Source organism: Mesoaciditoga sp. (genome assembly GCF_054006115.1).
Map to the genome: position 1 here is coordinate 1 of NZ_JBPNHS010000036.1, position 18,486 is coordinate 18,486.

23 protein-coding genes are annotated in these 18,486 nt (G+C 39.3%); 2 read left to right on the forward strand and 21 right to left on the reverse strand.

The window, feature by feature from the left end; translation table 11 throughout:
- Nucleotides 1-823: 823 nt before the first annotated feature.
- The 21 genes from trxB to ACXJIN_RS07065 all read right to left on the reverse strand — a co-directional run bounded on the left by trxB (nt 824) and on the right by ACXJIN_RS07065 (nt 16,704).
- Complete coding sequence (gene trxB / locus ACXJIN_RS06965) at nt 824-1,777, reverse strand: thioredoxin-disulfide reductase (RefSeq protein WP_456400788.1); 954 nt, start codon at nt 1,775-1,777, stop codon at nt 824-826.
- 5 nt (nt 1,778-1,782) lie between these two features.
- Nucleotides 1,783-2,454 (reverse strand): protein disulfide oxidoreductase, encoded by a 672-nt coding sequence (gene pdo / locus ACXJIN_RS06970; protein WP_456400790.1) that lies wholly within the window; start codon nt 2,452-2,454, stop codon nt 1,783-1,785.
- 81 nt (nt 2,455-2,535) lie between these two features.
- The gene (gene coaBC / locus ACXJIN_RS06975) at nt 2,536-3,726 is read right to left on the reverse strand and encodes a bifunctional phosphopantothenoylcysteine decarboxylase/phosphopantothenate--cysteine ligase CoaBC (RefSeq protein WP_456400792.1); all 1,191 of its coding nucleotides are present in this window, start codon (nt 3,724-3,726) and stop codon (nt 2,536-2,538) included.
- The gene (gene rpoZ, locus ACXJIN_RS06980) at nt 3,726-3,959 is read right to left on the reverse strand and encodes a DNA-directed RNA polymerase subunit omega (RefSeq protein WP_456400794.1); all 234 of its coding nucleotides are present in this window, start codon (nt 3,957-3,959) and stop codon (nt 3,726-3,728) included. The genes coaBC and rpoZ overlap by 1 nt, the downstream gene beginning before the upstream one ends.
- A complete protein-coding gene (gene gmk / locus ACXJIN_RS06985) occupies nt 3,956-4,588 on the reverse strand; it encodes a guanylate kinase (RefSeq protein WP_456400796.1) in 633 nt (210 codons plus the stop codon). Before gmk ends, rpoZ begins: the two co-directional genes overlap by 4 nt.
- Nucleotides 4,589-4,593: 5 nt before the next feature.
- Entirely contained in the window at nt 4,594-4,893 is a 300-nt protein-coding gene (locus ACXJIN_RS06990; protein WP_456400798.1) for a DUF370 domain-containing protein, read from the reverse strand.
- A 22-nt stretch (nt 4,894-4,915) separates the two neighbouring features.
- The gene (locus ACXJIN_RS06995; protein WP_456400839.1) at nt 4,916-5,779 is read right to left on the reverse strand and encodes a YicC/YloC family endoribonuclease; all 864 of its coding nucleotides are present in this window, start codon (nt 5,777-5,779) and stop codon (nt 4,916-4,918) included.
- Between the two features lie 37 nt (nt 5,780-5,816).
- On the reverse strand, nt 5,817-6,641 hold the full coding sequence (locus tag ACXJIN_RS07000) for an aminotransferase class IV (RefSeq protein WP_456400800.1): 825 nt from the start codon (nt 6,639-6,641) through the stop codon (nt 5,817-5,819).
- The gene (mtaB, locus tag ACXJIN_RS07005) at nt 6,625-7,857 is read right to left on the reverse strand and encodes a tRNA (N(6)-L-threonylcarbamoyladenosine(37)-C(2))-methylthiotransferase MtaB (protein WP_456400802.1); all 1,233 of its coding nucleotides are present in this window, start codon (nt 7,855-7,857) and stop codon (nt 6,625-6,627) included. The genes ACXJIN_RS07000 and mtaB overlap by 17 nt, the downstream gene beginning before the upstream one ends.
- Nucleotides 7,854-8,291 carry a CBS domain-containing protein gene (locus ACXJIN_RS07010; protein ID WP_456400804.1) on the reverse strand — a complete coding sequence of 146 codons (438 nt, stop codon included), beginning with the start codon at nt 8,289-8,291 and terminating at the stop codon, nt 7,854-7,856. Before ACXJIN_RS07010 ends, mtaB begins: the two co-directional genes overlap by 4 nt.
- A complete protein-coding gene (locus ACXJIN_RS07015) occupies nt 8,288-9,247 on the reverse strand; it encodes a 1-phosphofructokinase family hexose kinase (RefSeq protein ID WP_456400806.1) in 960 nt (319 codons plus the stop codon). The genes ACXJIN_RS07010 and ACXJIN_RS07015 overlap by 4 nt, the downstream gene beginning before the upstream one ends.
- Before the next feature lies 1 nt (nt 9,248).
- Entirely contained in the window at nt 9,249-9,980 is a 732-nt protein-coding gene (locus ACXJIN_RS07020; protein ID WP_456400808.1) for an ATP-binding cassette domain-containing protein, read from the reverse strand.
- On the reverse strand, nt 9,967-10,119 hold the full coding sequence (locus ACXJIN_RS07025) for a hypothetical protein (RefSeq protein ID WP_456400810.1): 153 nt from the start codon (nt 10,117-10,119) through the stop codon (nt 9,967-9,969). The genes ACXJIN_RS07020 and ACXJIN_RS07025 overlap by 14 nt, the downstream gene beginning before the upstream one ends.
- Nucleotides 10,120-10,212: 93 nt before the next feature.
- On the reverse strand, nt 10,213-10,758 hold the full coding sequence (locus tag ACXJIN_RS07030) for a glycerol-3-phosphate responsive antiterminator (protein WP_456400812.1): 546 nt from the start codon (nt 10,756-10,758) through the stop codon (nt 10,213-10,215).
- Nucleotides 10,755-12,278: a ribonuclease Y gene (gene rny / locus ACXJIN_RS07035; protein WP_456400840.1), complete on the reverse strand. Its 1,524-nt coding sequence runs from the start codon at nt 12,276-12,278 to the stop codon at nt 10,755-10,757. Before rny ends, ACXJIN_RS07030 begins: the two co-directional genes overlap by 4 nt.
- Nucleotides 12,172-12,765: a regulatory protein RecX gene (locus ACXJIN_RS07040; protein WP_456400814.1), complete on the reverse strand. Its 594-nt coding sequence runs from the start codon at nt 12,763-12,765 to the stop codon at nt 12,172-12,174. Before ACXJIN_RS07040 ends, rny begins: the two co-directional genes overlap by 107 nt.
- The gene (recA, locus tag ACXJIN_RS07045) at nt 12,743-13,810 is read right to left on the reverse strand and encodes a recombinase RecA (RefSeq protein ID WP_456400816.1); all 1,068 of its coding nucleotides are present in this window, start codon (nt 13,808-13,810) and stop codon (nt 12,743-12,745) included. The genes ACXJIN_RS07040 and recA overlap by 23 nt, the downstream gene beginning before the upstream one ends.
- Nucleotides 13,807-14,361, reverse strand: a complete 555-nt coding sequence (gene thpR / locus ACXJIN_RS07050) for an RNA 2',3'-cyclic phosphodiesterase (protein WP_456400818.1) — start codon at nt 14,359-14,361, stop codon at nt 13,807-13,809. The genes recA and thpR overlap by 4 nt, the downstream gene beginning before the upstream one ends.
- Nucleotides 14,358-14,897 (reverse strand): CDP-diacylglycerol--glycerol-3-phosphate 3-phosphatidyltransferase, encoded by a 540-nt coding sequence (gene pgsA, locus ACXJIN_RS07055; RefSeq protein WP_456400820.1) that lies wholly within the window; start codon nt 14,895-14,897, stop codon nt 14,358-14,360. Before pgsA ends, thpR begins: the two co-directional genes overlap by 4 nt.
- On the reverse strand, nt 14,894-16,165 hold the full coding sequence (gene rimO, locus ACXJIN_RS07060; protein ID WP_456400822.1) for a 30S ribosomal protein S12 methylthiotransferase RimO: 1,272 nt from the start codon (nt 16,163-16,165) through the stop codon (nt 14,894-14,896). Before rimO ends, pgsA begins: the two co-directional genes overlap by 4 nt.
- Entirely contained in the window at nt 16,162-16,704 is a 543-nt protein-coding gene (locus ACXJIN_RS07065; protein WP_456400824.1) for a DUF4416 family protein, read from the reverse strand. Before ACXJIN_RS07065 ends, rimO begins: the two co-directional genes overlap by 4 nt.
- Nucleotides 16,705-16,800: 96 nt before the next feature.
- On the opposite strand from ACXJIN_RS07065, the gene ACXJIN_RS07070 reads away from it, so the two are divergent.
- Both ACXJIN_RS07070 and ACXJIN_RS07075 read left to right on the forward strand, forming a co-directional pair.
- A complete protein-coding gene (locus ACXJIN_RS07070; RefSeq protein ID WP_456400825.1) occupies nt 16,801-18,000 on the forward strand; it encodes an NAD(P)/FAD-dependent oxidoreductase in 1,200 nt (399 codons plus the stop codon).
- Between the two features lie 2 nt (nt 18,001-18,002).
- Complete coding sequence (locus ACXJIN_RS07075) at nt 18,003-18,473, forward strand: ferritin-like domain-containing protein (protein WP_456400826.1); 471 nt, start codon at nt 18,003-18,005, stop codon at nt 18,471-18,473.
- Nucleotides 18,474-18,486 lie beyond the last annotated feature (13 nt).

The following is an 18,486-nucleotide window of genomic DNA, read 5'->3' on the forward strand; positions in this document are numbered from 1 at the left end:
AGCTATTTGAAATTCAAAAAAATAGTTTCCGATAACAAAGAAAAGCTGTAAAAATCCATTTCTTAAATGCCAAGTAAACAGGGGATAAATATCGCACATCAAGCCTCTTCACAAATGTGGAACCCCCCTACGTCGGCTTCGCCGCCACTTCCCCCACAAGTGGGGGCAGACTTTTTATACAAAAATAGCTCCGCAGACACTTCTCCAACAAGTGGGGAAAGAATGTCCACGAGATGACGGGAAAGGTTCTTTACCCTTTTTGAATTCGTTGACATTTCTTATTAATGGAAGCAAAAACTTCTTTGAAACACTCGCCAGCACTTATGAACTCGCCATCTGAAGACTCTAAAAACGAGGTTGGAAAACACACGGATGTGTTGAGAAAGCGAAGCACTCACGGACGAGTGTCTGAGCGTGCCTCGTTTTTTGAGTCGCAGGATGGGTAAAAGAGTGAATTCGTGCTGACAAGTGTTTCAAATTAATCACGCTTTTCTCTGCCTTTCTTCTCTCTCCTTTTTGTAGTTTTCGTCAAAACATATGAAGACGCCATACAAGATGCGAAATAACAGAGTTGGAGGCACAGGATGTGCCGAGAAAGCGAATCTAACAGGATGTTTGTATGCAGCGGGCTCTGTTATGAGCATCTTGTATGGAGATACGTCTGAATCAGTTTTGACAAAACTTCAAAAAATCTCCTTTCGTGCATCACAAATTAAAAAATCAACCAGCTTTTCACAATTCACCCTTTACCGTTTTTTTTCAAAATCAAAAAAAGAGGGGCAATTGCCTCTCTTTTGAATTCTTTGCATGATTTTGCTTGTTATCAATCGAAATACTTTGTGAGATCTACGCCTGCTATCGCTCCATCTGCGGCCGCCGTTACAACCTGCCTTAAGACGGTTTTTCTTACATCACCAACGGCATAAACGCCTTTCACATTGGTTTCCATATGCTCATCTGTCAAGATGAAACCACTTTGATCGACGTCCACTAAATCTTTAACAAGCTCAGAGTTGGGAACAAGACCAACGTATATGAAAACTCCAGACGTTTCCAATTTGGAAGTTTCACCGCTTTTTATGTTCTTCAACGTAACGTATTCTACTGAATCTTTTCCACCTATTTCCGTTACGATGGTATCCCAGATGAACTCCATATTTGGAATCTTAAAAGCCCTTTCTTGAACGATCTTCTGTGCTCTCAATTTGTCACGACGGTGAATTACACGCACCTTTGAAGCTATTTTGGAAAGGTAAATTCCCTCTTCTACCGCGCTGTCTCCACCACCTACAACGACAACTTCTTTACCTTTGAAGAAAGAACCATCACAAACCGCACAATAAGATACACCTTTATTGGTAAATTCTTCTTCACCGGGAACCTCAAGTTTTCGCGGATTGCTTCCCGTTGCCATTACAACTACTTTTGCCGTATATTCATTTCCCATATCTGTCTTTATTTTCTTCAACTCACCATCTAAAGACATTTCCATAACTTCTTCATTCGCAAATTTAACTCCGAACTCTCTTGCGTGGTCTACAAATTTCTCTGCCAGTCCCTCTCCACTTATTGAAGAAAAACCCGGATAATCTTCTACCATGTTAGTTAAAGTTATCTGTCCACCTTCTGTTGCCCTTTCAAAAACTAGCGTTTTCAAGCCAGCACGACGCGCGTAAATAGATGCCGTCAATCCCCCTGGTCCGGCTCCCACTACGATCACGTCGTAATTTTTTTCTTTTGGTTCGTTAGACAACCCAGAAAGATTGAACATTGGCATTCAAATCACGCTCCTTTTAACACACTCATAACTTGTTCCACAAACGCGTCTTCAGGTAAAGCTCCTACGAATTCTCCAGCACCTTCGTTAATTATGATATGAGGAACTGACGAAACGTTGTAGCGCATTGAAAGTTCAGGAAATTCATTTGCCTCTACCATTTCACCTTGTATGTAAGGTGATTTCATCGCAAGCTTTTGTGCCATGGCAACTGCTCTTGGGCAATAAGGACAAGTTGGTGTAACAAACACCTGAAGTTTTAAAGGTCTGTCAACTTCTTTGAGCATTTCAAGCGTTTTTTCGGAAAGATCAACTTCTCCGCCTTTCGAAACCGCTATAACATCTTCTATTAAAGTCGAAAATTCATATCCAGAAGGAACCCCATAGAATCTTATCCTCATGTCATTTCCATCTTTGTCAAGCATCAAGATGGCCGGCATCATTTCTACTTTATATTTTTCAACGAGTTCTCCTTCATCGTTAAAATCGTGGGTTTCTATGTTTATTTTCTCACTCGTTTCGGCTAATTCATCGAGCATTTGCTGTGTTATATCGCAATATTGGCATTCATCTTTGTTATCGCTCTTGAAAAACAAAATTTTTACCTCAGATTCCAACTCTTTGTTAAACAAATCTACAAGGTACTTCCTATCTTCTTCAGAAAGAAGAGCTGCCATACGTTTCACCTCCATAAAAATACAACTACCCCTCAAGGGGTATGTTGTTAAAATCATACCATATTTGTCGAGTAAAAAGATTTAAAATTCTTTAAAGCTCTGTGATTTTATGATGTCCAAAATATTGTGTGCTATCAAACGTTTTTCATTTCGTTGTAAAGGAATAATTTTTCCATCTTTGCGTAAAATTTTCACTTCGTTGTAATTCGAATCAAAACCGATGTCTTTTCTCGAAACATCGTTGGCGATTATCATGTCCAACTTCTTTTCTTTCAATTTCTTTTGTGCGTTACGCAATAAATCATCTGTTTCAGCCGCAAAACCAACTATAAATTGGCTTGGAAGCCGAATTTTGGAAAGGTCTTTTAAAATATCGTTCGTCTTTACGAGTTTAATATTCAACTCATCTGAAGTTTTTTTTATCTTGCTTGTGGAAATATGAAAAGGCCTGTAATCCGCGACCGCCGCTGCCATTATCACAATATCTGCCCATTTCGCATTTTTTAATACGGCTTCACTCATATCTTTAGCGCTTTCCACATTCAAAACTTCAACGCCATAAGGAGCTTTAATGTTTACTGGTCCTGAAATCAATTTCACCTCAGCTCCTCTCAAGTACGCAGCCCTTGCCAATTCATATCCCATTTTTCCAGAAGAACGATTCGTCACGTAACGAACCGGATCAATCGCTTCACGCGTTGGACCAGCAGTTACCAATACTTTCTTCCCTTTATAATCATGAGGAGTTAACATTCTATCTATTTCAAAAATTAAAAACTCCGCTTTTGGATATCTTCCCTTACCGTATTCGCCATCCGCCAAATGACCACTTTCTGGTTCGACAATATGCCATCCATTTTTTTTCAGCTTTTCGATATTTTCAAGCGTAATTGGATTCTCATACATTCTTACATTCATAGACGGAGAAGCGATCTTCAAACCATTAAAGGCGAGGACGCTCATCGTAAGCAAATTGTTGGCAATACCACAAGCTATTTTGGCAGCGGTATTAGCCGTTAACGGAGCTATTACCATAATCTCTGCCCATTGTGAAATAGTTGTATGAATTACGCTTCCTTCAATACTTTGAAATGGATCAACGTAAACAGGGCAGTTTCCAACAACGGAAAAAGTTAAGGGGGCAACGAACTTCGTAGCCTCCTCAGTCATAACTATTTTCAGCTCTTCACCTCTTTTACGGAGAGCACTCACCACTTCTAGCGATTTGTAGGCTGCTACGCCACCACTAACGCCAAATAATATTCTCGCCATTATTCCGCCTTTTTCACATCGGCTACCAATGCTTTTAACATCTCAAAGTTCTTTATTTCAACATAGCCTTCGGCCATTTCTTCCAAAGCTATTGAAACTAAATTTGTTTCGTTTGTCTTAACAAGAGGTCTAGAAAGTTCATTCAGATCTTCCGCTCTTTTGGCCACCGCCATCGTAACAGCGTACTTGTTTCCATACTTATTCATGAGGGTTTCGTACACTTTTTCTTTCATCTATCTTCCTCCTTTCCAGATAAGTGCTTGTAAAATTTGTACTTTCCAACAAATTCTTTTCGGCGCGAAACTTTTATCTGTTCAGCGATTATTATTGACTCAAGTTGCTTTACAGACTGTGCAACATCATGATTGACTATAAGATAGTCAAATTTTGAAATCATGGAAAGCTCGTACTTTGCATCTTCTATTCTTTTTTCAAGATCGCCTTTCTCTTCCGTGTGACGGTTTATCAATCTTTCCTTGAGATCCTTAAAAGATGGAGGGGCCACAAAAATGTAAACGGCTTCTTTTATCTGTCTTTTTACACTCATTGCACCTTTAACATCTATATCCAATAATACGTTTACTCCACTTTTCATTTTCGATCTGACGTATTTTTTAGAGGTACCGTAGAGGTTACCATGAACTTCTTGCCATTCCAAAAATTCTCCATTCTTTTTCAATAACTCAAATTCTTCCTTACTGACAAAGAAATAATCTTTTCCATCCAATTCTCCCACGCGACGAGGACGTGTGGTGTAAGAAACGGAGAACTCCACATCTTCTAAATCTTTCAAAGCGCCTTTTACTATTGTCGTCTTTCCCGCTCCTGACGGGCCGCTCATTACGAACAGTATTCCTTCCATTTTTCTCAATTCCTATTTTTTTTAATCTTTGACTCCATGGTTCTCAAAGCTTCTTCCATTTGCATAAACGATTCTTGAAAGCGTTGGGCTATAGTTTCCGGCTGAATGGCACTCAAAATAACATGATTACTATCCGTTATAAGAATAGAGCGCGTCTTTCTTCCGTAAGTGGCATCTATAAGCTTTCTGTCATCTTTAGCACCATCTTTTAATCTTTTAAGAGGAGCCGATTCTGGATTAACAATTACTATAACTCTATCTCCTATAACCACATTTCCAAAACCTATGTTTATAAGTCCATACATGCCTACCCCTCCACTTTTAAGCTTATTCCACGTTTTGAGCTTGCTCTCTGAGTTTTTTTATTAAGGTTTTTCCATTAACAACCAAGTTCAAAACTTCTGGAATTTTAGATTTATTCGAAAGAGTGTTCATTTCTCTTCCAAACTCTTGAAATACAAAGTCCAGCTCACTTCCAATGGCATCTTCGCTTTTTATCAAATCCTTTGCCCTTAGAATATGCGCCTGAAGCCGTGAAAGTTCTTCACCTATATCTGCCCTTTGTATCATCATCACAACTTCTTGTTCCACTCTTTCTTCGTCTATTTTCACGTCTGGAAATTTTTCCAACCTTTCACGAATAAGTTCTTCATACCTTCGTCTGTTTTCCTCTTCATACTTTTGCATAGATTTTACCAAATTTTCCATCTCATTTACATACTCAAAAAGATACTCATACAACTTTTTTCCCTCAATTTCACGACTTGAATTGTATTCTTCTAAAGCATGTCTCAAACTTTTTTCAAAACCGTTCCAGATCTCCTCTTCTTTTTTTTCATCCAATTCCATCTTGAAAAGCTCTCTTATGTTTAAAATGTCTCCGACGTTTATTTCGCCAGTAGAAATGCCAAGTTCCTCTTTAACCAAGCTCATGGCTTTGTAGTAAGCTTTTGCCAACGCTAGATCTGGCTGTACGAGATCTGATTCAAATTCTCCACGAATGTCAACTTTTACAGAAATACTTCCCCTTTTTACGTACTCACGTATTATCGGAAGAGATTTAACTTCAAATGATGAAAAAAGCGAGGGAATTGAAAAAGAAACATTCAGATATTTATGGTTTACACCTTTAATTTCCAAAGAATAAGTTATTCCATCAAAGCTATTTAGAATTTTAGAATATCCTGTCATACTTTTCAATTGTCATCACCCAAACTCATCTTAAAAATCACCAGTATTTTTCTTCGTTAAAAATGTAATCTTTGAAATTATCGGATAAAAGTGTGGTCAATCCTGAAGGCTCATTTTCAAAAATCGTTCTGTTTTCTATTCTTCTGACCGGAATTATCCCAGCACTGGTCCTTGTAAGGAAAAGCTCAGAACAGTTGAAGAGTTCATCAACATTTACAAATCTTTCTTCAACTGAAATTCCCAAAGACGTGGCGAGTTCTATAACAACCCTTCTGGTTATACCATCCAATATGTCGGATTCCAAAGAAGGCGTTACCAGCGTTCCATCTTCAACCAAAAAAACGTTGCTCATCGTTCCTTCAGCAACGAACCCCTGATAATTTAAAAATATTATTTCATAAAACTCCCTCTTTTCTCTTCTCGCAAGGCTTAGATAAGCGTGAGAAGTGGTTTTAAGGGTTGAAGGTAAGCAAATAGAAGGAATCTTTCGTAAGCGAGATATTCCCACATCGACACCGTAAGTGTACAGATCTGAATGAGGTGCCTGCAATTCCATTATGTATATTAAAAGGTTGGTCTCTTTTCCATCGCCAGTCGTTACCATTACCCGAATTGTAACGTCTTTATCCAAATTTTCTATTCCATCTTGGATTATTGAAATCAGTTCATCGTAGTCCAATTTGCAAGGCAACCCCATAAGCTGGGCGGAACGTTTCAACCTTTCATAATGCTGATGAGGCGCGAATAATCTTCCATTGTAAGTTCTCAAGCTCTCGTAAATTCCCTCGCCATACATAAATCCCCTGTCGTAAACACTTACGACGGCATCTTCTTTCCATTCACCGTTACTGTAGACCTTCATCGCTTATCACCTTCCCACCCATTTTAACGAAAACGCCTTCTTTACCCTCGTATTTGAAAAAACGCCTCACATAGTATTCATCTAATCCCTCCGCCACTCCATCTTTCACTTTTTCAATCAATACCGTTTTTTCAATCGCTTTTGTCTTTTCAGCAAAACGTTTTTCTAAAACTCTTCCAAGCTCTCTGAGCTTATTCGTTCGTTCTTTCTTTACAAGCGCACTTATCTGTCCTTTCATGGAATCTGCAAGCGTGTGAGAACGTCTTGAAAATGGAAATGCATGAATGCGCGAAACTTCAAGTTCTTTCAAAAGTTTATAAGTTTCATCAAACTCCTTCTCGCTCTCCTGTGGAAAACCGGCGATCACATCGACAGAAAAAGCAAAAAAAGGATCCATTTTCCTGAATGTATTAACGCACTCTATCACATCACGAGAAGTGTAACGTCTTTTCATTCTTCTTAGGACTTCGTCGGAACCACTTTGAACGGATAAATGCGCATGAGGGCAAAGTTTCGGATTTTCAAAAATCTTGGCCAATTTTAAAAGGCTCACGGGATCTATTGAACCTATCCTTATCCTGAAATTTCCATCTATGCCGGTTAAAGCATTTAAAAGAGCGTAAAGATCATTTTCACCATCGTCGTACAACGCTATATTTATACCTGTAACGACTATTTCTTTTACACCATTTTCCACCATTTTCGCCGCTTCTTTTACAACCACATCCAACGGCTTAGAACGAACGCGAGTTCCTCTAAAATGCGGTATAGCACAGTACGCGCATGACCAATTGCATCCATTTTCAACGCTTAAAAAGGCGCGCGTATGGTTCGGTATTTTTTCGATGGTGTAATTCAAGTCATCTTTCAAATGGTAAGAAAAATCTACAAAAGTTCCTTTTTTATCTACAAAATCATTTATCTTTATCTTTTCACCGTTCCCAATTACAAGATCAAAATCTTTTATATCTCTTTTGTCGTACACAGCACAACCGGTAAAAATTATCTTGGCTTTTTCATTTATCCTCTTAAAATGACGCGCCATCTGAAGTGATTTTCTCGCTGCCTCTTTAGTTACGGCGCAACTGTTTATCACCACGATATCAGCTTCATTTGCGGATCCATCTGAATACCCCATTTTTTGAAATTCAGCCGCTATTTTAGCGCTTTCATATTGATTGAATTTGCAACCTAAGGTGTAAACGAAGTATTTCAAGAAAGAAGAGCCTCCAATATAACAGAACGTGTTACAATGCCCGCCAGATGTTCTTCTTCATCGATCACCGGCAAAAACCTGTATCCATGCTTTAACACCAATGTTGCAGCGCTTAAAAGCGTATCAGTGGTTTTCAAAACATCAAGCTCTTTTTGCATGTATTCCGCTATTGGTCTGTCTTTTATCTCTTCAAGCCTCTTTTTTGTGATGTTCGTATCCGGAATAAAAGATGTGGAATGAAGCATTTCCATGTAAGAAGGTACTATTTCATGGATGATGTCTCTTTCGGTTATTATTCCCAAAACACGCATTTCATCATCTACAACTGGCAAACCACTTCTGAATTGTCTTACGCAAGCGTGTATGAATTCCTCCACCGTTTCATCGGCAAAAACGGCTGTTACGTCCCTTTCCATGAAATCCTCAACTTTCATTGAGAAACACGCTCCATTTCTATGAGACTCATCATCTTCTCCACTTCTTCAATTCCTCCGACATCCTTGCTTTCCGTCATTTCATCGGCTATAGCGGCAGCCATGGCGTATCTGGCGCTTTCGAAGTAGTCTTTACCCGCATTTATAGCGTAAATCAAGCCGGCGATGTAAGCGTCTCCTGTGCCCATTAGATTCACACTCTTTATCTCACCTTTCATTTTGAAAAGATAAATCCAATCAGAGGTCGCAACGATGTCATTTTTCATTTCAAAAGAGTATACAACCATTTTCACACCCATAGATAACAATTCCTTCGCCGATTGAACGTAATCTTCCATCGTTTTAAGTTCTCTATTTAAAACTTTTTTTGTTCCTCTTATATCCGGTTTAACTATATCAGGCACACTTTCAATAGCGTATTTGAGAGGCTCACCATGCGCATTAACCACAGTCAATGCGCCCGCTTCCTTCGCCATTTTCACCATATCTCTGTACACATCTAGCGGCATACCCGCAGGAATGGTTCCGCCTATTTCACAAATTGTGGTATTCGAAAGGAGAGCTTTGTATTTTTTCATAAACAATTTGAAATGTTTTTCATCTACAAACGGACCTGGTAAATTCACGGTCGTTATGGTGTTACTTTTTCTATCAACGATTGTGAAGTTTTCCCTTGTCTCATCGTTTACGTATAAAAAGCTCGTCGAAATGGTTTGATTGCATTCCCTTCTCAATCTAACTTGAAGCATTCTCCCTGTTAATCCACCAAGGATCGCCAATGCGGTTGAAGGCACCCCAAGCTGCTCTAAATATAAAGAAACGTTTATTCCTTTACCACCTGGGGAGACCTTGGTCTTATCTTCATCAAATATTCTATGCATGGTACCAACTTTGAAATTGTTGACTTCTATTAAGCGATCAAGAGCGGGATTGAGGGTAACGGTTAGAATACCCATTTCATACCTCCTCGCTGAAGGTAAGCATCATCTCTCTTTTTGTACCTACGAATTTTATCTTACCGTTTTTTAAAACCACAACTTTATCCGCAATGGAAAGAAAATTAGGCAATCTTCTTGTGGCAAGTATAAGAGTGTACTTTTCTTTTAATGATAACACAACCTTCTGAACTTTCAAAGCCGCTTCATCGTCCAGATGATCTATTATACAGTCCAAAGCCACTATTTCAGGATCTCTTAAAAGAGCAACAAAAAGCAAAAAGAGAACTCTTTCGTTTCCATGAAGTTCTCCCACTTTGGTGTGTATTCCTTTTTTCAAAAGATCCAGTATTTCCAATTTTTTCAAGAGACTTATCATCTCATCGTGGTACAAATCAACACCGTTACCCTTCACCAATTTTATAACTTGGTTCACGCTTAAGGAAGAAAGGCTTTCTATGAAGGAAGTGTCTATGTAGGCTATTTTCTTTCTCAACGCTTTTCTTTTGAGTTCAGCAACATTCTTACCTTTAAAATAAATATTTCCTTTGCTCTCTATAGATTCGAAAAGCTCTTCATTCAAATGGACCATGCTCCTCAGCACCGCAGATTTCCCGGCGTCTCGTGGTCCGTATATCAAAATAACGTTGCCTTTTTCCACTTTCAAAGAAAAATTTTCAACGAATTTTTTTTCACCTATTTTCAAAGAGAAATTGTTGAATTCCAGAAGTGATTTCATTTCATTTTTTGGCATTTTGTGGAGTCTCATAGCCTTCCAGAGAACGGCGGACAAGTTCTACATTTGCCTCTTTTTTATTTTTTCTCATCATCTTCAAAAGCTCAAATTGGGAGATCACTCTTGGATTGTCTACTACTCTTTTAAACTTATCCATCCAAACACCTTCCCTTCGGCGTTTACTTGTTAATTAAGTATACAGAGAAGGTTTTTCTTTAGTTTATACTCGTTTTGAAGAGTTCATTAAGATTCAATTATGATATTCTCTCCAGACTTTTTTTATTTCCCCTCCAATTGACACAGCGTCAACACCATTTTTAAAAAGCATTCTCACCTCTTCCGCTGAGGATATCAAACCGGCGGCTATAACAAAAATGCCGGGGTTTATATTTTTAAAAGTGTCTATGAGCTTCGGAAGAACATCTGCCGGTAGAACCTCCACTTTACTAACGTATCTAAGATGGTGAAGAATATTTCTAACGGCGTGGGAATCAAGGGCAAAAAATCTCAAAATAACAGGCATACCGATTTTTTCACACTCTTTAAGAAGGGAAAGCTTTGTAGTTATAACCCCGTCGGCTCCCGCATCTTTTAAAAACTTCACACCAGTCTTATTCTTTTCCAGACCTTCGACAAAATCTATATCCACCCAAACTTCTTTGGATTTAAAAAGGCGCACTCGATCTCCAACATTGGAGATCGTTGCACCTAATAGAAAAACCGTTTCACACTCTTGAGGAATATCTTCAAGGTAAGTATCTTGCCAAACGGCTGCTATTATCTCTTTGTTTCTCATTTAGCGTACTCTATGCTTCTTTTTTCTCTTATAACAACAACTTTCAATTGACCGGGATATTCCATTGTCTTTTCTATTTCTCTTGCTATATCGAAAGACATCTTATCGGCCAACTCATCGTCTACCTTGTCAGGCTCAACTATGACCCTTATCTCCCGTCCCGCTTGAATTGCGTAAGCCTTCGTTACGTACTTGTGATTAGTGGCTATTTCTTCTAGTTTCTGAAGTCTTTTCATGTATATGTCCAGGCTTTCCCTACGGGCTCCCGGTCTCGCCGCGCTTATCGCGTCGGCAGCGGCCACCAAGACGGCTTCTGGACTTTCAAACGGTACCTCTTCATGATGAGCTTGTATCATGTTCACAACCATTTCCTTTTCATGGTAACGCCTGGCCAGCTCTCCTCCAATTATGGCGTGTGTTCCTTGGACTTCGTGATCAACCGCCTTACCAATATCGTGCAAAAGGGCCCCACGTTTAACCTTTTCAACATCCAATCCAAGCTCTTCAGCCATCATGGCAGCTATTTGGGCCACTTCAATTGAATGGTGCAAGACATTCTGACCAAAACTTGTTCTGAACTTCAGCCTGCCAAGCAGTTTTAAAAGTTCTGAATGCATGCTTGAAATTCCGACCTTTAAAATTGCGTTCTTTCCTTCATCACGTACCAATTTTTCTATTTCTCGTTTTGACTTTTCATACATTTCCTCTATCATCGCAGGATGAATTCTTCCATCCGCTATCAATTTTTCCAGTGTAAGACGGGCAACTTCTCTTCTCAATGGATTAAAAGAAGAAAGCACAACCGTTTCTGGAGTGTCATCTATTATGAGATCCACACCCGTTAAATTTTCGAAAGCCCTTATATTTCTTCCCTCTCTTCCTATGATCCTCCCTTTCATATCATCGTTTGGCAATTCGATGGATGAAACGGCAACCTCGTTTATGTAATCGCTAGCGTAACGCTGAATGGCCGTTGCCATAACCCATTTTGCATTTTCTTCCGCTTCGTCTTCGTACTTTTCCTTAAGCTGACTGTACATCTTAGCGAGCGTCTTTTCCATCTCTTCTTGCGTGCTTTTCAACACTATTTCTTTTGCCTCATTTGGATTAAGGCCCGCTATTTCATGCAATTTCTCTTTTTCTTCTTTCAGAGTTTCCTCTACTTCTTTCTCCTTTTTCGATAGGTTTTCTCTTATTTCTTCCAATCTCTCTTCTTTTTTGGAAAAGGCTTCTTCTTTTTTGTTGAAGGCCTCTTCACGTTTGTTCAACCTCTCTTCAAATTGCTTCAATTCATTTCTCTGCTTTTGGACTTCCCTGTTGAAATCACTTCGCATGGAAGAGATCTCTTGTTTCGCTTCAAGAATCATTTCTTTTTTTATCTTCTGAGCTTCTTGCTCGGCGTTTTTTAGAATATCATTTGCGCTTTCCCTTGCCCTTTTCTGTTCTTTGAGTTCCTTTATCTTTCCCAAGTGGTATCCCAGCACTATTGCTAAAATCACTATGGGAACGAATATCAGAATGATCATAATTTCCTGATTCATCTTCACACCTCCGTTCTTCGTAGATCTCAAGTAAGATCTGATGCACCGTTTGCGGATCAAAACCTCTTCTTATCAATAACTCAGAAACCTCTTTTTCACTTTTAAAGCCATGACTTCTCACAAAACGATGAAAAATTTCTGAAAGATCTGCATTTTCAAAAGCGTCTTTTAACGCTTCTTCGATGATATCGCTCTCAACTCCAAGCATCATCAGTTTATACCTGATGTATTTTTGCCCTTTAACGTGAAACTCGAGTTGATCCGATGCAAAAAACGTTGCGAATCTCTTATCATCGATCAAATTCGCGCTTTCAAGTTCATGGATAACTTCTTCTATAACGTTGGGTGAGTACCCCTTTTGTTTTAATCTGCCAAAAAGCTCTCGCTTCGAGCGAAGCCTCACTTTTAGCAACCTTAGAGCGTAATTTCTCGCCCTTCCAGACTCATCCGTTTTCTTCTGTTTCATTCTCTTCTTTTACAATGTCTTCATCTTTTAAAAGGCCATGCGCTTTACGTATTCTTCTCTCTATTTCAGAAGCAAGTTCTGGATTTTCCTGCAAATACTGGATCGCTTTGAGCTTCCCTTGACCAAGGCTTATCTCTTCACCATCTTCTTGAATGTAACTCAACCAAGATCCTCTTTTGGAAATGATATCATCTTCAATTCCAATTTCAAGCAATTCGTTTTCCCTTACCACACCTTTACCGTAAATAATGTCAAACTTTGCCTCTCTAAATGGGGGGGCAACCTTGTTTTTAACAACTTTGACTTGAGTTTCGTTTCCTATTATCTTATCTCCATCCTTTATCGGAGACCTCCTTCGAATGTCAAGCCTTATCGTAGCGTAAAATTTCAAAGCGTTTCCACCGGTAGTGGTTTCTGGACTCCCAAACATAACTCCTATTTTCATTCTGATCTGATTTGTGAAAATAACGATGGTCTTTGATTTGCTAACACTACCGGTAATTTTTCTCAAAGCCTGAGACATAAGTCTCGCTTGGAGTCCCATCTGCGCATCCCCCATCGCGCCTTCTATTTCGGCCCTTGGAACCAGCGCCGCAACAGAGTCGACCACTATCATATCCACAGCGTTTGATCTCACAAGTGTGTCCACTATTTCAAGCGCTTGCTCGCCGCTATCTGGCTGGGAAATAAGCATGTGATTGACGTCAACGCCCAAATTTTTGGCGTAAACTATGTCCAAAGCGTGTTCGGCATCTATGAAAGCCACAACACCCCCCAGCTTTTGCGCTTCGGCTAAAGCGTGCAAAGTTAAAGTGGTCTTTCCACTGGACTCAGGGCCATAGATTTCCACAACTCTTCCGCGTGGATATCCCCCAACTCCCAAAGCTATGTCTAACGCCAAAGAACCAGATGGTATTACCTCGACATTCTTTACGATTTGATCCTCGCCGAGGATCATTATGGAACCTTTTCCAAAATCTTTTTCGATCTGCTTTATAGCGCTCTCCAAAGCTTTTTCTTTGTTCACATTTTTTTCTTCTTTCATTCTTCAAAACCTCCCAGCTCACTTCGATGAACGAGCGTGTAAATAGCTCCTTGCGGTGTGAGTTTAGAATGATATAAATCCACCGCATCGCATCTAAAGTTCACTTCTTTGAATGTGATTTCAGATATCTTTTTCTTCCACATCTTAGGTACACCCTTTATTCTTCCAACCGTAATATGCGGGGTAAAGCGATTTTCAAAATCAAATCCCGCATTTTTCAAATAGTTTCTCATCTTTTCGTATAGCCCTTTAATTTCTTCTCCTTCATCGCATCCAAGCCAAACAACTCTTGGAAGACCATGAGAAGGGAAAAAACCAACTTTATCCACTTTCAATTGAAAAGAACTCACGCTTTTTGAAACCTCATCCATAATCCTCGAAATCTTCTCAACTTTTTCATACGAAATATCCCCAAAAAAGAAAAGGGTCATGTGAATGTTTGAAGCAGAAGGCCAACTTCCATGGTAACCTTCATATTTCAGCACTTTTTGGACTTTTGAAATTTCCTTTGACACTTCTTCAGGAGCCTTAATGGCCATAAAGGTTCTCATTCTTCAAAAACCCCCGTGTTCTGAATGAAGTAATAAATGCCAGACCACACTGTCAAAGCGAATGTTATCCACATTAGCAAAACATTTATCCATTCGCCGTAAAATGGGATGATTTCGTACAAAAGCATGACAATTATAAATGTCATCTGTGAAGTTGTCTTCAATTTTCCCCACCAATTCGCCGCTATAACTTTTGAATTCGCTGCTGCCATCATCCTTAAGCCACTGACCGCTATATCCCTCGATATGACAGTTATAACAAACCAACTTCCAATTTCACCCTTCTGTAAAAAGACCAGGAACGCCGCATCCACCAGTACCTTATCAGCAAGTTGATCCACAAACTTTCCAAGAGTTGATACTTCGTTCATGGCACGAGCCAACTTTCCATCCAAAAAATCCGTGAAAGAGGCTATTACAAAGATCAACAACGCCGCTATTGCTAAAGATCTGTTGTTCCCAAGCGCGGCGTACATAAATGGAACCACGAGTAAAACTCGCACAAATGTTATTTTCGTTGCCAATGTTATCTTCACACGCACACACCTTCCAAATCGTAAAATTCGAAATCGGTGATCTTAACTTCAACGAATTCTCCTACCTTAAGTTCACGATTGGAAGAAAAATGAACATAACCGTCTATTTCCGGCGCGTCCATGTAAGTTCTGCCGTAATACATTCCTTCTTGAATTCCTTCCACAAGAACTTTGAACTTCTTACCAACGTATTTTGCATTTCTTTCCAAACTCGCATCCCTTTGGTAATCCATAAGTTCATCATACCTTTGTTTCATCACACCGAAAGGAACTTTTGGCTTAAGAGCGTAAGCAAGCGTGCCTTCTTCATCCGAATATATAAAAGTTCCCAACCTGTCAAATTCAATTTCTTGCACAAAATTCATTAGTCTTTTGAAATCATCATCATCTTCAGTTGGAAACCCAACCATTGCCGTTGTTCTTAAAGTTACATCATCTATGGTTTTTTTGATGAGTTTGAACTTTTCTCTTAGGGCTTGAACATCCGGATTTCTATTCATCGCCTTTAAGATCTTTTCGGATGCGTGTTGAATTGGAACGTCGAAATAATGAAGGACATGTTCTGAATTTTTAACAAATTCAACGAGTTTTTTCCCTACTCCATCGGGATAAAGGTAAAGCAGTCTTATCCAAAAATCTCCTTTTATCTTATCTAAATCGTTTAAAAGATCTACGAGGTCTCTACCTTCATCTTCATACTGCGTTAAATCCTGAGAGACGAGCACTATTTCTTTTTTTCCATTGGAGATCAAAAATTCCGCTTCTTCGAGGATATCTTCAACCTTCCTATTTTTAAGAGGCCCTTTAAAAGAAGGAATGGCACAGAAGGCACACTTCCTGTTACATCCGTCTCCCACTTTCAAATAAGCGTAAGGCTTGCCGTCCAGATCTCTAACTGAAAAATTGTAAACCGGATTTGGAGTTGAGAAATAATCTCCTGGCTTTTCAACGGCTTCCACAACTTTTTGAGGCTCTACAACTCCCAAAAAACTGGAAACTTCCGGTATTTCACGGCGCAAATCCCTGAAATACCTTTGAACAAGGCAGCCATGTACTATAACTCTTTTTCCATATCTCAACAGATCGAAAATTTCATTTATGGATTCTTCTTTTGCTTCTTCTATAAAGCCACACGTATTTATCACCATAGCATCTGCCTGCTCTGGCGCATTAACAATAGTGTGTCCTCTTTTTTTTAAAATTGCCGCCACAACCGAAGAATCCGCCTCATTTTTAGGGCAGCCCAAAACGCTCATGAATACCTTCACAACAAGTTCCTCTTTTTCTTCATGTAGAGTTCTCGTATTTTCTCGAGCTCAAGTCTGTATTCGTCAGTTCTGTAGTTAGGATACGTCATCTCCCAGAAGTGAAAGTGCCCCTTAAGGAAGAGCAGGGTAACTTCAGCGTATATTCCCTTCTTCAAATACACACGATTACCCCACTGTTTTGTGGAAGCAAGAACAAATTGACTGTGATGAATGTATCCGGCGTCTATATTAACGGTACGTTTGCCATTATTTGACAATTTTTTCTCCACGCTATTGGTAAAAGTTTTGGCATCCGCAAGTTCAGAGGGATGAATTAACGGTTCAAAGCTGACTATGTATGCTTTTAATTCTTCTCCCATTTCTTCGTTGTAATACGACGTGAAAGAGGAAAAATCCAATGGCTTTGAAACGTAATCTACCTTCCCGAACTCGGGTTTTAACACTTCCAAGACATCTTTCAATCTATATTGTAATTTGCTTCCAAATATGACACACACCAAATTCACCAATTCTGGGAGCTTGATGTTTCCCAATTCCATCACCCGAGCGATTATAACACAAGAAAGATTAAACTTCTTTTACGTAACCTTTTAATGGTAAAATAGAAAAAGGTTAGAAAAGAAGAAGGTGGAATAATGCACATTATCATTGCTGGAAACGGCGTGAGCTCGGTAACTTTTTTGAAAGAAATAAAAAAAACTTTAGATGACGTTGAATTTGACATCTTTAGCGAAGAAGTAAGACCTTTCTACTGGCGACCCAGATTGATAGAAATACTTGCAAACGAAGCAACCATCGATGAAATCACACCTTACAACGAAGAGTGGTACGAAAAACACAACGCGAAATTACATCTTTCAGAAAAAATAACAAAGCTCGATGTGAAGAATAGAATTGTCGAAACTTCTAAAGGAAATCGATTAAAATACGACGTGTTTATCTTCGCGAACGGATCCAAACCATTTTTGCTTCCGGTAGAAGGTAACAATTTGAAAAATGTCCATGTCCTGAGAACTTACGATGATGTGGAAAAGATAAAATCTCATTACGGAAAATCTAAAAAATTCGTGATAATAGGCGGCGGAGTTCTTGGAATAGAAATGGCGGCAGCCTTAAATAGAGCCGGGGAAAAAGACGTCTCAATAGTCGAATTCTTTCCATACCTCTTACCTCGCCAGCTTGACAAAGCGGGTGCTTTTGTGTTGAAAGAAAGCCTCGAATCGAAATACCAAATGCGTATTCTTTTCGGAAAGGCAACATCGAAAATCATTGGTAAAGACGAAGTTGAAGGCGTTGAATTCTCGGATAAAAGCTCCGTAGAGGCAGATGTGGTCATCTTTTCAACTGGCGTTAGGCCAAATGTGGAAGTGGCAAAAGAAGCCGGTATACAAGTTGAAAGAGGCATTGTGGTTGACGAAAAATTGCGAACAAGTGCAAAAGACGTTTACGCCATTGGAGACGTCGCACAACACGGAAAAGTAGTGTACGGAACTGTTGAACCAGCCGTGGAACAAGCCAAGACGTTGGCAAAAGTTCTTTCATTTGAAAATGCAAAATACAGCGGTAGCGTAATGTCGAATACGCTTAAAGTGGCCGGAATAGAGCTTCTTTCAATTGGAAAAACAGATCCGGATAGTGGAAAAGTGCGCTTTTCCTCTCAAGGCGACAGTAAACGTGGTTTGTACAAAAAAATTGTTGTTGAAAATGGAAGATTCGTGGGCGCCATAACAGTCGGTGTTTCGAAAAAAGAGGCGTTGAATTTTAAAAAATTTGTGCAGGAGGGGCAAAGTCCAACTTCTGGAATTTCAAAATACGTGAATTTGGAGGAGGATTGAAAATGAAGGATTACCTTTATTCGGCTGATGAACTTCTTGAAATGGCTTTGAAAATAGAAGAAGATGGGGAAAAATTTTACACATTCCTTTCTGAAAAACTTGAAGACGATAGAAAGAAAGAGCTGTTTTCATATCTGGCAGGCCAAGAAAGAGAGCACGCCGAAACCTTTAAAGAGCTTTCAAAAGGACTTGTTGAGGAAACCGATCCATCGTTCTGGGAAGAGGCTTCAAAGTACATAAGGAGCATAGTTGAAAATAAAATATTCCCGAGTCTTGAGGAAATGAAGGAAAAATCCAAAAATATGACTCTAAACCAATTGCTTGACTTCGCAATCTCGATTGAAAAAGAAACGGTTATCTTTTACGAAGAACTGTACGACATGGTTAGAGAAAAAAAGTCTAAGGAAATACTTTCCAAAATAATACGCGAGGAAGTTTCACACGTTAGAAAACTTTCTCTTTTAAAAGAGTAAAGGAGTGATCTAT